Origin of the sequence: Micromonospora sp. AKA38 (assembly GCF_027925725.1) — a bacterium.
Lineage (GTDB): Bacteria > Actinomycetota > Actinomycetes > Mycobacteriales > Micromonosporaceae > Micromonospora.
Window position 1 is genome coordinate 454,875 of record NZ_BNEI01000005.1, and the last position, 13,988, is coordinate 468,862.

The 13,988-nt window shown below is 72.4% G+C and carries 16 protein-coding genes; 9 read left to right on the top strand and 7 right to left on the bottom strand.

The window, feature by feature from the left end; genetic code table 11:
* Positions 1-38 precede the first annotated feature (38 nt).
* A complete protein-coding gene (locus TPA0908_RS19700) occupies positions 39-680 on the bottom strand; it encodes a response regulator (protein WP_281940005.1) in 642 nt (213 codons plus the stop codon).
* Complete coding sequence (locus TPA0908_RS19705) at positions 677-1,822, bottom strand: sensor histidine kinase (RefSeq protein WP_281940008.1); 1,146 nt, start codon at positions 1,820-1,822, stop codon at positions 677-679. The genes TPA0908_RS19700 and TPA0908_RS19705 overlap by 4 nt, the downstream gene beginning before the upstream one ends.
* Positions 1,823-1,967: 145 nt before the next feature.
* Between TPA0908_RS19705 and TPA0908_RS19710 the strand changes: the two genes are divergently transcribed.
* On the top strand, positions 1,968-3,041 hold the full coding sequence (locus TPA0908_RS19710; protein ID WP_281940010.1) for a DUF418 domain-containing protein: 1,074 nt from the start codon (positions 1,968-1,970) through the stop codon (positions 3,039-3,041).
* A 419-nt stretch (positions 3,042-3,460) separates the two neighbouring features.
* Here TPA0908_RS19710 and TPA0908_RS19715 read toward each other — a convergent pair whose 3' ends face one another.
* Positions 3,461-4,918, bottom strand: a complete 1,458-nt coding sequence (locus TPA0908_RS19715) for an SDR family oxidoreductase (protein ID WP_281940011.1) — start codon at positions 4,916-4,918, stop codon at positions 3,461-3,463.
* Between the two features lie 334 nt (positions 4,919-5,252).
* Between TPA0908_RS19715 and TPA0908_RS19720 the strand changes: the two genes are divergently transcribed.
* Positions 5,253-5,888 (top strand): TetR/AcrR family transcriptional regulator, encoded by a 636-nt coding sequence (locus TPA0908_RS19720; RefSeq protein ID WP_281940013.1) that lies wholly within the window; start codon positions 5,253-5,255, stop codon positions 5,886-5,888.
* Positions 5,889-5,900: 12 nt separating this feature from the next.
* Here the strand turns inward: TPA0908_RS19720 and TPA0908_RS19725 are convergent, their stop codons facing one another.
* Positions 5,901-7,049 carry an acyl-CoA dehydrogenase family protein gene (locus TPA0908_RS19725; protein WP_281940015.1) on the bottom strand — a complete coding sequence of 383 codons (1,149 nt, stop codon included), beginning with the start codon at positions 7,047-7,049 and terminating at the stop codon, positions 5,901-5,903.
* Between the two features lie 122 nt (positions 7,050-7,171).
* Here TPA0908_RS19725 and TPA0908_RS19730 point away from each other — a divergent pair, with 122 nt between their 5' ends.
* Genes TPA0908_RS19730 through TPA0908_RS19760 form a run of 7 tightly spaced genes read left to right on the top strand, consistent with a single transcriptional unit; the run spans position 7,172 to position 11,793 of the window.
* Positions 7,172-7,870 carry a nuclear transport factor 2 family protein gene (locus TPA0908_RS19730; protein ID WP_281940016.1) on the top strand — a complete coding sequence of 233 codons (699 nt, stop codon included), beginning with the start codon at positions 7,172-7,174 and terminating at the stop codon, positions 7,868-7,870.
* Positions 7,867-8,142, top strand: a complete 276-nt coding sequence (locus tag TPA0908_RS19735; RefSeq protein ID WP_281940018.1) for a nuclear transport factor 2 family protein — start codon at positions 7,867-7,869, stop codon at positions 8,140-8,142. The genes TPA0908_RS19730 and TPA0908_RS19735 overlap by 4 nt, the downstream gene beginning before the upstream one ends.
* On the top strand, positions 8,139-8,888 hold the full coding sequence (locus tag TPA0908_RS19740) for a nitroreductase family protein (protein ID WP_281940020.1): 750 nt from the start codon (positions 8,139-8,141) through the stop codon (positions 8,886-8,888). Before TPA0908_RS19735 ends, TPA0908_RS19740 begins: the two co-directional genes overlap by 4 nt.
* Complete coding sequence (locus TPA0908_RS19745; protein ID WP_281940022.1) at positions 8,885-9,595, top strand: nitroreductase family protein; 711 nt, start codon at positions 8,885-8,887, stop codon at positions 9,593-9,595. The genes TPA0908_RS19740 and TPA0908_RS19745 overlap by 4 nt, the downstream gene beginning before the upstream one ends.
* On the top strand, positions 9,592-10,548 hold the full coding sequence (locus TPA0908_RS19750; RefSeq protein WP_281940024.1) for a zinc-binding dehydrogenase: 957 nt from the start codon (positions 9,592-9,594) through the stop codon (positions 10,546-10,548). The genes TPA0908_RS19745 and TPA0908_RS19750 overlap by 4 nt, the downstream gene beginning before the upstream one ends.
* A complete protein-coding gene (locus tag TPA0908_RS19755) occupies positions 10,545-11,267 on the top strand; it encodes an enoyl-CoA hydratase/isomerase family protein (protein WP_281940026.1) in 723 nt (240 codons plus the stop codon). The genes TPA0908_RS19750 and TPA0908_RS19755 overlap by 4 nt, the downstream gene beginning before the upstream one ends.
* A 37-nt stretch (positions 11,268-11,304) precedes the next feature.
* Positions 11,305-11,793, top strand: a complete 489-nt coding sequence (locus TPA0908_RS19760) for a MaoC family dehydratase (RefSeq protein ID WP_281940028.1) — start codon at positions 11,305-11,307, stop codon at positions 11,791-11,793.
* 22 nt (positions 11,794-11,815) lie between these two features.
* Here the strand turns inward: TPA0908_RS19760 and TPA0908_RS19765 are convergent, their stop codons facing one another.
* The 3 genes from TPA0908_RS19765 to TPA0908_RS19775 are packed head-to-tail and all read right to left on the bottom strand — an operon-like array spanning position 11,816 to position 13,880.
* Positions 11,816-12,331, bottom strand: coding sequence for a flavin reductase family protein (locus TPA0908_RS19765; RefSeq protein WP_281940030.1), 516 nt, complete (start codon positions 12,329-12,331; stop codon positions 11,816-11,818).
* Positions 12,328-13,146 carry a VOC family protein gene (locus TPA0908_RS19770; protein WP_281940032.1) on the bottom strand — a complete coding sequence of 273 codons (819 nt, stop codon included), beginning with the start codon at positions 13,144-13,146 and terminating at the stop codon, positions 12,328-12,330. Before TPA0908_RS19770 ends, TPA0908_RS19765 begins: the two co-directional genes overlap by 4 nt.
* Entirely contained in the window at positions 13,143-13,880 is a 738-nt protein-coding gene (locus tag TPA0908_RS19775; protein WP_281940034.1) for an enoyl-CoA hydratase/isomerase family protein, read from the bottom strand. Before TPA0908_RS19775 ends, TPA0908_RS19770 begins: the two co-directional genes overlap by 4 nt.
* Positions 13,881-13,988 lie beyond the last annotated feature (108 nt).

Below are 13,988 nucleotides of genomic sequence, written 5' to 3' on the forward strand. Positions count from 1 at the left end.
GGTCATCGCGGCGAAGAGGAGTGATGCGTCGTCCGGTCTCAGCGGCGCGGGCCCAGACCCGCCTCTCGGGCCAGCAGCGCCGCCTGGGTGCGGTTGTCGCGGCGGAGCTTGACCAACAGCCGCGAGACGTAGCCCTTGACGGTGGCCTCGGACAGATGCAGCCCGCGGGCGATCTCCTGGTTGGACCGCCCGGCACCCAGGCCCTCCAGCACCTCGAGCTCCCGGTCGGTGAGCGAGCCGACCAGGTCCCGCGCCTGCCGTCCGCGCCCGCCGTGTGCGACGAGGCGGCTGGTCGCCGCCGGCGACAGCACCGTGTGACCTGCCGCGGCCACCCGGACCAGGTCGAGCAGGTCCTCGGGCGGGGTGGACTTGAGCAGGAACCCGGTCGCGCCGGCCCGGAGCGCCCCCAGCACGTACTCGTCGAGGTCGAACGTGGTGAGTGCGAGCACCCGGGGCGGGGTGGGCAATGCTCCGATCCGTTCGATGGCCCGCATCCCGTCGACACCGGGCATCCGCAGGTCCATCAGCACCACGTCGGGACGTAGCCGCACGGTGGCCTCCACTCCGTCGGCGCCGTCGTACGCCTCGCCCACGACCATGAGATCCGGCGCGGACGTGAGGATGGTCCGCAGGTGGGCGCAGACCATCCGTTCGTCGTCGACGACCAGCACTCGGATCACCGCTGCGCCCCGGTCGGCACGCTTGCCGGAAGGACGGCACCCACGCAGAACCCACCGTCCGCCGTGGTGCCCGTGGTCATCGTGCCACCCAGCACCTCCACCCGGTGACGCAACCCGGCCAGGCCACTCCCGCCGCCGGCGAGCGCCAGGTCGGCGTCGGGCGGCCGGTTCGGCCGGGCGTTCGACACGCGCACCCGGACCTCCTGCCGGCCGTATCGCACCGACACGGTGGTGGCCGCACCAGGGGAGTGCTTGTGCACGTTGGTGAGGGATTCCTGCACCACCCGACGGAGCGTGCGGCGTACGGGCGCCACGACCGAACCGCCGTCGCCCTCCTCCACCAGCCGCACCGGCAGGCCCACCGAACGGGACTCCTCGACCAGGTCCGCCAGCCCGGACGCGCCGCCCGGCGCCGCCTCCGCCTCCGCCGAGCGGCCCTCGCCGCACAGCACACGGACCAGGTCGCGCAGCTCCGCCAACGCCTGGCAGCCGGTCACCCGCAGTTCCTCGGCCGCCGTCCGCACGGTCGGATCGGTGCTGCTCACCCGTAGCGCGCCGGCCTGCAACACCATCAGGTTGAGGCGGTGGGAGAGCACGTCGTGCATCTCACCGGCCAGCCGGATCCGCTCGTCGACCCGAGCCTGTTCGGCCAGCAGCAGCCGTTCCCGTTCCGCGCGCTCCGCCCGGTCGGTCAGCTCGGCCAGCAGGCTCCGTCGGGCCCGCAGGTACATGCCCAGTAACGCCGCGAAGACGATGACGATCGGTGCGGTGAAGGGGTCGTCGATGGCCCAGGCCCGCGCTCCCACCAGGAACGCTGCGGTGAGCAGGCCGATCGTCGCCCACTGCCGCCAGCGCCCGCCCCCGCCGTGGGCGGTCACCGCGGCCGGCACCAGGACGGCGGCCCAGGCAGGCGCGAACAGGCTGATCGCCGCGATGACCGACGCGGCACGATAGGGGTGCCGGCGACGGACGAGGAGCATCGCCGCGGCGGCAACCTGGGCGACCACGTACCAGGCCGTCGGCGCCGCGATCAGTTTTGTGTCGACGTCCGGGTCGGCCAGTTCCAGACCTCCGCCGGCCACCGCCGCCACGACCGCCAAGGCCACGTCGGCGGCGACGGCAAGGCCCCGGTCACGACCCATGGCAGTAGGGTAGCCGCCCGCTCCGGAAAGGGCTCGGCAAGCGATCGCGGTCCCGACCATCGACGGTGGTCCTACGACGAAGGTCGGTCGGGGCGGCGACCTTTCCCGCTGACGCGACCGGTCGCCGCTGCGCTCGAATCAACCTGTGACGCAACCGACCTGGACCCCGGACTCGGCACCGACGCGGACTCCGCCGTCGGCGGACGTGTCCACCGCCGGCCCGCGCATCCGCGCCTTGGACACGCTGCGCGGCTTCGCGCTCTGCGGGATCCTGATCATCAACATCTACCAGCAGGTCGTGTTCCGCGGTGCGGCCGCCGGCACGTCGTCGCGGCTGCCTGAGGTCGTCCAACTGTTCTTCTACGAGCGCTTCTATCCGATCTTCTCGATCCTGTTCGGCATCGGCTTCGGCATCTTCCTGCGCCGGGCCGCGACCCGGACCGCCCAGCCCCGGGTGGTGCTGGCCCGCCGATTGGTGGTGCTGCTGTTCATCGGCATCGCGCACTTCGTCGTCCACCCCGGCGAGGCCCTGACCGCGTACGCCCTGGCGGGCCTGATCGTCCTGCTCCCGTTGAGCTACCTCGGCGGGCGGGCCGCGCTGGTAGTGGCGGTCCTGCTGCTGCTCGTCGGCGCGCAGGTCGTGGTCGGCTACGGACCGATCCCCGGGCTCCTCGCACTCGGCTACGCCCTGGCGAAGCTGGACGTGCCGGCCGCGCTCGACCGCCGCACCGGCCGGGTGGCGGTCGCGTTCGTCGTGTTCACCGCGCTGGCCGCGGGATGGGTCGCGCTCACGCTACGCGGGATCGAACCGCCGTTCGTCAGTGTCGTGGGCGGCCCCGGCGGCGGGGTCAGCCTCCTGCCGCCGCTCGCCGGCATCGCCACCGGTCTGGCCTACTGCTGTGGGCTGCTGCTGGCGCTGCGTACCCCGGTGGGGCCGGCGCTGTCGGCGGTGCTGTCCCCGATGGGCCGGATGGCGCTGACGAACTACCTGAGCGCCACCGTGCTGTTCCTGCTCGCCGGACCGCTGCTCGGGATCGACGGCACCGACGACCTCCCCCGGATCGTGGGCCTGACCGTCGGCATCCTTGTCGTGCAGGCGGTGTGGAGCAGGCTGTGGCTGCGGTCGTTCCGTTACGGGCCGGCGGAGTGGGTCTGGCGGTGCCTGACGTGGTGGCGGCGGGCACCGATCCGGGGGCGGGCAGTCGGGTCGTCCACCTGAGCACCTTCTCCATGTCACTTCATCAAATCTGCTTGATACATCACGGCGGACTGGTCACGGCCACCCGCAGCAGCTTCGACGGCCGCGACAGCTATTACCACCTGGATCTTGACCGCTGCGCGGAGACACTCGTCGACACCGGTACGGCTCTGCACCCGACGTTGGCCAGGGGGCACGTCGCGCCGGCTGGCCCGCCACGCGCGCCCCGCGCACCGCAGCAGCGACGCACATCTCACCAGCGCCGAGATACGAGACGTCCCTCAGTCGGCGCCGTGGAAGGCGTGGCGCGACGCGCGGTCCGTGTCGAACGCTTCAACTGTCCGTCAGTCGGCCGGTCTCGCAGTTGAGCCGATCCGAGCCTACGCCGTGGTTGCCTTCCCCGGCGCCGGCAGGCCTGGGTGGTCGTGGGCGCGCACTGATCACCAGGCGCAGGGCGCGTAGTCCTTCAGGAAGCAGCCATAGAGGTCTTCGCCCTGTTCGCCGCGGACGATCGGGTCGTAGACCCGGGCCGCGCCGTCGACCAGGTCCAGCGGGGCGTGGAAGCCGGCGTCCGCCAGCCGCATCTTCGTCGGGTGGGGCCGCTCGTCGGTGATCCAGCCGGTGTCGACGCTGGTCATGAGGATGCCGTCGGTCAGCATCTCCTGGGCGCTGGTCCGGGTGAGCATGTTCAACGCGGCCTTGGCCATGTTGGTGTGCGGGTGCCCCGGCCCCTTGTAGCCGCGGGCGAACTGGCCCTCCATCGCCGACACGTTCACCACGTACTTCCGGCGGGCGGTTGCTGCGGCCATCGCCGGTCGAAGTCGGCTGACCAGCACGAACGGCGCGGTCACGTTGCACAGCTGCACTTCGAGCAGCTCGACCGGGTCCACCTCGTCCACCCGCTGCACCCAGCTGTTGACCGGGTCGAGGTCCGGCACCAGACCGCCGGCGTCGATGGCGGTGGCTGCCGCGATCCGTTCCGGCGAGGCGGAACCGCTGGTCAGCGCCAGCGCGGTGAGCGCCTGCGGGGTGACCGTGGCCGACTGCGGCGGGGCGATACGGCCCGCAGGGTCGCCCTGGCCGGCAGGTTTGGCGAACGTGATCAGCTCCGGCAGGGGGCCGTCCGGCAGGGCGGCAGCCTCCGCGGCGACGAGCTGCGCGTATGCCCCGGGCGTGCGGCGGACGGTCTGCGCCGCATTGTTGATCAGGATGTCGAGTGGTCCCTGGGCGCTGACCGAGTCAGCGAGGGCGATCACCTGGGCGGGGTCGCGCAGGTCGATCCCGACGATCCGCAGGCGGTGCAGCCAGTCCCCGCTGTCCGGCATCGCGGCGAATCGGCGGACCGCGTCGTGCGGGAACCGCGTGGTTACCGTGGTGTGCGCGCCGTCGCGCAGCAGCCGCAGCGCGATGTACATGCCGATCTTGGCTCGGCCGCCGGTGAGCAGCGCGCGCCGGCCAGTCAGGTCGGTGCGGGCGTTCCGGCGCTCCCGGTTGAGCGCGGCGCAGGGCGGGCAGAGCTGATGGTAGAAGGCGTCCACCTCGCGGTAGCGCTGCTTGCAGACGTAGCAGCCGCGCGGATTGTGCAGGAAACCGGCCGTGGCGCCGACGGTGGGGGAGGCGAGCGGGATGCCCTGGGTCTCGTCGTCGATCCGGCCCGGGGCGCCGGTGGCGGTGGCCGCCGTCACCGCGCGGTCGGCCGCCGCGATGGCATCCCGCCGTTCCTCGCGTCGCCGCTGCTTGATCACCTTGTAGAGCTTCGCGGTGGCCCGTTGCACCCGCACCACGTCGGGGTGATCGGGAGGCAGGTCCGCCAACGCCTCGAAGACGCTCAGGCAGGTCTCCAGCTGCCCGCGGTCAATGCCGTTTTGACCGGTTTCGGTAATGTTGTCCGCCGTCATGCGTCGCTGTCTCGTCCCGTTCCCTGCGCCGGATCTACCCGGCCCACCCCACGTCCGACCCGGAACTGTACGCACCGCACGGCCTCAGACGCATCCGCGCCTGTTCAACAGCCCAAGGATCGTGGAGGCCAGCTTCCAAGCCGTCCTCACCATCGCGATCATCAGCGAGTGGCTCGGACCGGCGTATGTGACACGCCTCAGGGCGCCGGGCGTCGCGTGCGGCAGGTGCCCGAAGGTGGGCGGGGCCGCCCCGGATCGACCGGCGTGGCTGCCCTTCCTTCCTTCCGACCGGACGGTAGCATTGTGTGGCTGCACAGGGGATAGGGGGCCACCAATGGCGCGTACGACATCGCGGACGGAGCCGACCCGGCGCCGGCAACGCTGGCCGGACGGCTACGACCCGGAGAACACCCGCAAGTCGTTGATCACGAGTGCGCTGACGCTGATCGAGCAGCGGGGGTTCGATCGCACCTCGGTGCAGGAGATTGCCGACCAGGCCAAGCTCACAAAAGGCGCTTTCTATCACCATTTCACCAGCAAGGACGACCTGCTCCGGCACATTCAGGAGGAGTACCTGGAGGCCCAACTGGCCGCGATCCAGCGGATCGAGGTGGACAGCGACGACCCGAGGGACCGGGTACGCGAGCTGATCCGGTTCAGCCTCACCAGCGTGGCCGAGTACCGGGCGCACGTGACAATCTTCTACCAGGAGCGGCGCTATCTCACCGGCGACATGTTCGCCGAGGTGACCCGCAAGCGTGGCCTGGTGGAGGCGGCCTTCGCCGGGATGATCGCCGACGGGGTCGCCCGTGGGGTGTTCCGCGCGGACGTGGACCCACGCATCGCCACGTTCGGCCTGGTCGGCATGTGCGCCTGGGCGTACCAGTGGCTCAACGTCGGCGGTCCGCTCAGCGTCGACGAGGTGGCCCGCCAGTTCAGCGCGATGGTGCTCGACGGCCTCTGTGCCTGAGCCGGTGGCCGGTCAGTCCTTGAGGAGCTGGCGGGCCATGACGATGCGCTGCACCTGGTTGGTGCCCTCGTAGATCTGGGTGATCTTGGCGTCGCGCATCATCCGCTCGAGCGGGTAGTCGCGGGTGTAGCCGTAGCCACCGAGCAACTGGACCGCGTCGGTGGTGATCTCCATGGCGGCGTCCGAGGCGAAGCACTTGGCCGCCGCGCCGAAGTAGGTCAGGTCCGCGTCGCCCCGCTCGGACTTGCCGGCGGCGGCGTACGTGAGCTGCCGGGCCGCCTCCAGCTTCATGCCCATGTCGGCGAGCATGAACTGGATGCCCTGGAACTCGGCGATCGCCTTGCCGAACTGCTTGCGCTCCTGGATGTAGCCCTTGGCGTAGTCCAGCGCGCCCTGGGCGATGCCGATCGCCTGGGCGGCGATGGTGACCCGGGTGTGGTCCAGCGTCTTCATCGCGGTGGCGAAGCCGGTGCCCTCGGCGCCGATCATCCGGTCGGCCGGGATCCGGACGTTGTCGAAGTAGACCTCGCGGGTCGGCGAGCCCTTGATGCCGAGCTTCTTCTCCGGGGCGCCGAAGCTCACCCCCGGGTCGGACTTCTCCACCACGAACGCCGAGATGCCCCGCGACCGGGCCGTGGCGTCGGTCACCGCGAAGACGGTGTAGTACTCGGAGACGCCCGCGTTGGTGATCCACCGCTTCACGCCGTTGAGCACCCAGTGGTCACCGTCACGCACCGCCCGCGTGGTCATCGACGCCGCGTCACTGCCCGCCTCCGGCTCGGAGAGGCAGTAGGAGAACATCGCGTCACCCGAGGCCACCGGCGTCAGGTACCGGCGCTTCAGCTCCTCGGAGCCGGCCAACAGCAGCGGCATGGTGCCCAGCTTGTTGCCGGCCGGGATCAGTGACGACGAGGCGCATGCGCGTGCGATCTCCTCGATGACGATCGCGGTGGCGAGGGCGTCGGCGCCGGCGCCACCGTACTCGACCGGGATGTGTGGCGCGTGGAAGTCGGCGGCGCGCAGCGCGTCGTAGGCGTTCTGCGGGAACTGGGCGGTCTCGTCGGCGATGGCGGCGTGCGGTGCGACCTTGTCGTCGCACACGTCCCGCACCGCCTCCCGTACCGCCGCGTGCTCCTCGGGCAGTTGGTACGCCTCGAACACCGCAAAGATCCCCTCGTCGCTGACCTGGCTCCGAGAATACCATCCGGTCGGTATGTATTTCTCCTTGAGTTACCCGCTCGGAGAGTGTTAGATACCCACCAGTCGGAATGTTGGAGGCCGGGATGACACGTGCCGTCCAGGCGGGCATGGACTTCGTCTCCGCGCTCGACCGGGGGAGCCTCGGCGGCCTCGCTCGCCTGTGCGCCCCGGACGCGACCTGGTGGGTCGACACCGGTCCGGACCGGCGCGGTGGCGACCCGGGCCTCGCCCCACACGGAAGTGGACGCTTCCCGCTGCACGGGATCATGCGGATGGACGACAAGCTCGCGCTGATGCGCTCGCTCGGTCCCCGGGCGTTCCCCACCGGCTGCCGCCAGATCCCGCGTCGCGTCGTCGCCGGGGACGACACCTGCGTCATCGAGGTCGAGGGGTACGGCGTGCACGCCGGTGGGCTGGAGTACGCCAACCGCTACGGCTTCGTCTTCGACGTCGACCCGGCCGGCGCCGTGGTCGCGGTGCGCGAGTACCTCGACACCAGCCACGCGCAACACGTGGTGGGCGGCGGCGCGGCCGTCCCCCGTAGCAGCCTCGACCGCCGCCCGGCCCGCGCCGCGCCCGGTCCCGCCGACGCGCCCCGGCCCCTGCGGGCCGCGCTGGCCATGTGGCCGGCCCTGGCCCGGGGCGACCTCGACGCGTTCGGCGCCCTCTTCACCGCCGACGCCACCTGGTGGACCGACTCCGGCCGGCACCGTGACCGGGGCCGGCCGCACGGGTGGGGCGATCTCGACGCCAACGGCCGTTCCACGGCCGGGTGCCGATGACCGCGAAGCTCGCCGCGATGCGGGCACGTCTCGCCGGCGGCGCGTACCGGTCGGCCGCGGTCGAGGTGACCGCCGACCGGTGGGTCGTCGACGACACGCTCGTCGCCGTCGAGGCCCACGGCGACGCCACGCTCGGCGACGGGTCCCGCTACCAGAACCGCTACCTCTGGATCGTCGACGTGCGTGCCGGTGGCATCGCCGAGGTCCGGGAGTACTGCGACACCCTGCACATCGCTGACCTGATGGGCTTCGACGCGGAGGTCGGCCGATGACGCTGCCGTTCACCGACCTCAACCACGTGCTGACCACCACCCGGTCGGTGCGCCTGCGCCTGGACTACGACCGCCCGGTGCCGATCGGCCTGATCGGCGAGTGCCTGCAACTCGCCCTGCAGGCGCCCACCGGCGGCGGTGCCGAGGACTGGCGCTGGCTCGTCGTCGGCGACCCGGCGCTCAAGGCCGAGCTGGCGACGCTCTACCACGCCGCCTACCTCACGTACGTGCACGAGCCGCTGCACAGCGAGGCGGGCGCGGAGAGCGAGACCGTCCGGGGACGCCTCGGTGGTGTCGACGGGCACGGCACGGTCAGCGCCCGGACCGCGCGGATCCTCCGGGGCGCCGAGCACCTGGCGCGCACCATCGGCCGAGCGCCCTACCTCGTCATCCCGTGCGCGACCCGGCCCAACCCGGCCACCGGCGGACCCGGCACGAACTCCGCCGTCTACGGGTCGCTCTATCCGGCGATCTGGCAGTTCAACCTGGCCCTGCGGGCACGCGGGCTGGGCACGGTCATCACCACCCTGCACCTGCACCACGCGGCGTCCGCCGCCGCGCTGCTCGGCATCCCCGACGACGCGCTGCAGATCACCATGCTGCCGGTCGCCCACACCCGCGGCACCGACTTCAGGGTCGCGGCCCGCCGGCCGGTGAGCAGCGTCAGCTACCTCGACCGGTGGGGAGTGCCGTTGCCCTACCGGGACAAGCCCGTCGACCGCCTCACCGGGGAGGACCACGTATGAGTACCGCTGTGATCACCGACATCGACGAGGTGCTGACGACCACCCGGGCGGTGCGACACCGGATGGACTTCGACCGGCCAGTGGGCCGCGCCGTCGTCGAGGAGTGCCTGCGCTTGGCGCAGCAGGCGCCGATGGGCTCCAACCTGGAGGACTGGCGCGCCGTGGCGGTCGACGACCCGGCGCTGCGGCGGAAGCTGTCCGAGCTCTACACCGAGATCTGGTACGAGACGGTCGAGCGTCCGCTGGCCGGCGGCGAGGCGGCCACCACCACCCGGCTGTCGCCGGCGGTCCGTGGCGACCCGTCGGCCCAGGCCCGGCAGCACCGGGTCCTCGCCGCGGTGAAGCACCTCGTCGACCACCTGGCCGAGGTGCCCGTCCTGGTCGTCCTGTGCAGCACCAAGCCGATCCCCGAGCGGCCGGTCGGCGGCGCCGCGTCCGGGTACTACGGCTCGATCTTCCCGTTCGCCTGGTCGTTCCAGCTCGCGCTGCGGTCCCGGGGCCTCGGCTCGGTGCTTGCCACCGCCATGGCGCACCGGGCCACCCGGGTACGGGCGGTGCTCGGCCTGCCCGACGGATGGCGACCGGTCACGCTCATCCCGGTCGCGTACACCAAGGGTCTGGCCTTCCGCCCCGCGGCCCGGGCCGACCTCGCCGACGTGGCGTTCTGGAACGGGCCCACCGAGCGGGCCGCAACGGCGTCGGCATGAGAGCCGCCTACGTCGTCGAGCCCTCCGCCGACCACCCGGTCGACGCGCTGCGCGTCGGCGACCTCGACGCCCCGCCGGCGCCCGCCGGCTGGGTGAGCGTCGACGTGCGGGCCGGCGCGCTGAACATGCACGACATCTGGAGCCTGCGCGGTGTCGGCGTCCCACCCCCCGACGGTCCCCGCGTCCTCGGCAGCGACGCGGCAGGCGTGGCCGGGGACCGCGAGGTGATCGTCTATCCCGTGCTGCCCACCGCGCCGACCGGCCGGACCGTCACCCACGCGACTCTGCTGCCGGACGCCGGCCACGGCGTCCTCGCCGAGCGCGTCGTGGTACCGGCGGCGCACCTGGTGCCCAAGCCCGCCGGGCTGAGTTGGGCCGAGGCGGCGAGCCTGCCCACGGCCTGGCTGACCGCGTACCGCATGTTGTTCACCCGGGCGGCGCTCTCGCCCGGGCAGGTGGTGCTCGTCCAGGGCGCGGGTGGCGGCGTCGCGACCGCCGCGACCTGCCTCGCCGTGGCCGCCGGCGCCATCGTCATGGTCACCTCCCGCTCCCCGGCCAAACGGGAGCGGGCGCTGGCCCTCGGCGCGGCCGTCGCTCTGGACAGCGGCGAGCGGACACCGGAGTTGGCCGACGTCGTCGTCGAGACCGTCGGCCCGGCGACGTTCGCGCACTCGGTCCGCTCGACCCGGGCCGGCGGCGCCGTCGTGGTGTGCGGCGGCACGAGCGGCTTCACCGCCCACCTGGACCTGCCCCGCCTGTTCGCCCGGGAGATCACCGTCCACGGCTCGACCATGGGCACGCTCGACGAACTCCGGTCCCTGGTCGAGTTCGTCGACACCCACCACGTCCGGCCGGTCGTGGACAGCGTCGTCGACCTCGCCGACATCCACCGCCAGGCCGGCCGGATGCTCGCCGGCGCCGGCTTCGGCAAGCTCTGCGTGAGCCTGTCGTGACCTCCGTCGTGGTGACCCGCCGCGGGCCCGCCCTGTGGGCGCGGATCGACCGCGCCGGCGCCGGCAACGCCTGCGACAGCACGGTGCTGGCCGGTCTCGAAGGGTGGCTCGCCGGTGCGACCGATCCGGACGTGCGGGTGCTCGTGCTCACCGGGACCGGCCGGAGCTTCTGCGCCGGGGCCGACCTCGCCGAGACCACCGGCCTGCTCGGGGACCTGCCCGCGCTGCTGGCCCTCCTCGACCGGGGCCGCCGCCTGGTACGCCGGATGCGGGCAGCGGAGCTGCCCACCGTCGCGGCGGTCAACGGGGCGGCCTTCGGCGGCGGTCTGGAACTGCTGCTCGCCTGCGACATCGCGGTCGCCGCCGACAGCGCCCGGATCGGCGACCGGCACCTCGCCGTCGGCCAGGTGCCGGGCTGGGGATCCAGTGTGCTGCTGCCGCTCGCCGTCGGTCCGGCGCTCGCCCGGCGGCTGCTGGTCACCGGCGAGACCTGGTCGGCCGAGGATTCCGCGCGCCGCGGCCTGGTCAGTGGGACTGTCGCCGACGACCAACTGGTCGCGCACGTCGACGCGCTGGCGGCGGCCGTCGCGGCCCTCGACCCGACGGCGGTCCGGCGGATGCTGCGCATCGCCCGGCCCGTCGTCGCGGACGCGGCCTGGGAGCGCGAGTGGGAGACGCTCACCGCGCACGTCACGGCCCAGGCGACCGGCGTTGAGTGACGCTTCCGGACCGACCATGCGAAACGGAGTCCCGCAGATGCGAGCCACCAGACGAACCACCGTACGCACGCCGGACGACCTGCTGGAGCTGGTCGGCGCGGAGTTGGGCGTCAGCGCGCCTCAGGTGGTGACCCAGGGGCAGGTCGACCAGTTCGCCGACGTCACCGGCGACCACCAGTGGATCCACGTCGACGTCGAGCGGGCGCGGTCCGGGCCGTTCGGTGGCACGGTCGTGCACGGCTTCCTGACCCTGTCCCTCGTGCCCCGGCTGCTGGCCGACATCCTCGAGGTGCGGACGTTCTCGATGGGGGTCAACTACGGGCTGGACCGGGTCCGGTTCGTCAAGCCGCTGCCGCCGGGCGTCGAGATCCAGGGCGTCGCCACGCTCGTCTCGGCCGCGCCGATCCCCGCCCCGGCGGCCGGAGGGGCCGCCGGGGTGCAGGCCAAGGCGTCGGTGACGGTGGAGTTCGTCGACGGGTCGCAGCCCTGCTGCGTGGCCGAGATCCTGTTCCGCTACTACGACTGAGCCGGCGCCGGTGGGCCGGCGCTCACTCGGTCGCCGCGCGCGACGGCGTGACGAACCGACCCCGGTAGAACGACAGCGCCGGCACGTCCGTCGGCTTCAGGTGGACCCGGTCGACGTCGAGCAGGAAGATCACGTGATCGCCGCTGGTGATCACCTCGTCGCGCACCCCGGCGAGGATCGCCGGGGTGCCGGGGAGCAGCGGTACGCCGTCCGGGCCGGGCACCCAGGACACACCGCTGAGCCGTTCGGCGCCGGACAGGCCCGAGGTGGCGAACCGTCGGGCCACGTCCTCCTGGTCCTGGCCGAGGATGTGGATGGCGATCCGGTCGGACCCCATCAGCACGGGGAAGCTCGACGAGTGGCTGGTGACGCAGAAGAGCACCTTCGCCGGTTCGAGCGAGACCGAGGTGAACGAGTTGACGGTCAGCGCGGCGACGGCGCCGTCCGCGGCCACCGCGGTCACCGCGGTGACGCCGGTGGGGAAGTGTCCGCACACCTGGCGGAACTCGGCGGAGTCGAACAGGGGCTCGGCCATCATCGGTTCACCGCCGGGTCGAGGGAGTCGTGGTCGGGCCGCAGCCCGTCTTCGAGCTGGATGAGGCAGAGCGTGTGTCCACCGGGGTCCTTCACCAGGTGCAGCCGCCCGTGCGGGCTGTCCACCGGTCCGACCGTCGGTTGCCCGCCCAGGGCGGCGACCCGGGCCACCGCGTCGTCGAGGGACGCGACCGCGAAGTATGTGATCCACTTCGACGGGATCGGGTTGGGCCAGTCGTTGTCGAGTTCGAGGACGCCGGCGACCGGGACGTCGCCGAGCATCAGCAGGGTGTAGGGCCGCGTGGTGGGTGAGTCGCCGCGCTGCCGGGTGGTGTAGCCGAACAGGGAGCGGTAGTAGGCCACCGAAGCGGCGGGCTCCCCGGTGTCCAACTCGTTCCAGCACAACGCGCCGACCGAGTTCAGTGCCTGGACGCCGGCGCGGGATTCGCCCTGGTAGAGACCGAAGGCCGCGCCGAAGGGGTCGACGACTGCCGCGCCGGTGCCGGCCGCCGGCAGGTACCGGGGTGGCGTGACCAGTTCACCGCCGAGCGCCACCGCCTGGCGGGTGGACCGGGTGATGTCGTCGACGGCGAAGTAGGTGATCCAGCCCCGGGGGCGGTCGCCGTGCAGCGCGGCGGCGTCGGAGATCCCGGCGACGTCGCGGCCGTCGACGCCGCACATCCGGTAGGTCGTGGCGCCCAGCCGTTCGGCGCGGATCGTCCAGCCGAGCAGCGAGCGGTAGAACGTCTCGACCCGCTCCGGGTCGGGGGTGCACAGCTCCACCCAGACCGCCTCGCCGGGCTCGAATCGATGGCTCATCCGGCGGCTCCCCACCTGGTCGGGCCCGCGACGACGGTGCGGGCCGAGATGTCGTACGCCTGGTCGGCGGTGCCGGTGGCCAGGCTCGACTCGACGACGGCGACCACCGCCCGCAGTGTCGGTCCGGGCACGGCCAGCAGCGTGTCGACGAGGTCGTCCACCGCGTGGTCGAGGTCGTCGTCGTCGACCACCTCGACGACCAGTCCCCAGGCGAGCAGTTGCCGGGCGGTCGCGGTCGCCGCGCCGGTCAGCAGATGGTAGGCGTGCTGGCGGGGTATCGACCGGGCGATCGTGTGGCCGACGCCGGCGGGGGCGAAGCCGTACCGGGCCTCCGGGAGGGACAGCCGGGCGTCGGCCGCGGCGATCGGCAGGTGCACGGCGCTGAGCAGGCCGGCGCCGAAACCGATGATCCGCCCTCGGACGGCGGCGACGACGGGCACCGGGAGTCGCCGGATCCGGTGCAGCGCCGCGTCGCTGGCGCGTAGGTCGGCGGCGACCGTCTCCGTGGTGGCGCCGGCCAGCGCGGCGAAGGCGGTGGTGTCCCAGCCGCCGCAGAAGTGTCGACCGGCCATGTCGAGCCGGATCACCACGCAGCGCTCGTCGGCGGCGGCGGACTCCAGCGTGTCGGCGAGGTCGTGCAGGCGAGCGAGGTCGAAGCAGTTGCCGCGTGCCGCGTTGTCGTAGCGGACCCGCGCGAGGCGGCCGTCGTGCCCATGGGTGAGGGTGATGGTCACGACAGGATCATACATACCGGTCGGTATGAAGACAACGTCGCTGGTTGGCCCGGCTCTGTCACACGAATGTCATGGGCGAGACACCCGTGCGACCCGTTGACTTGATAC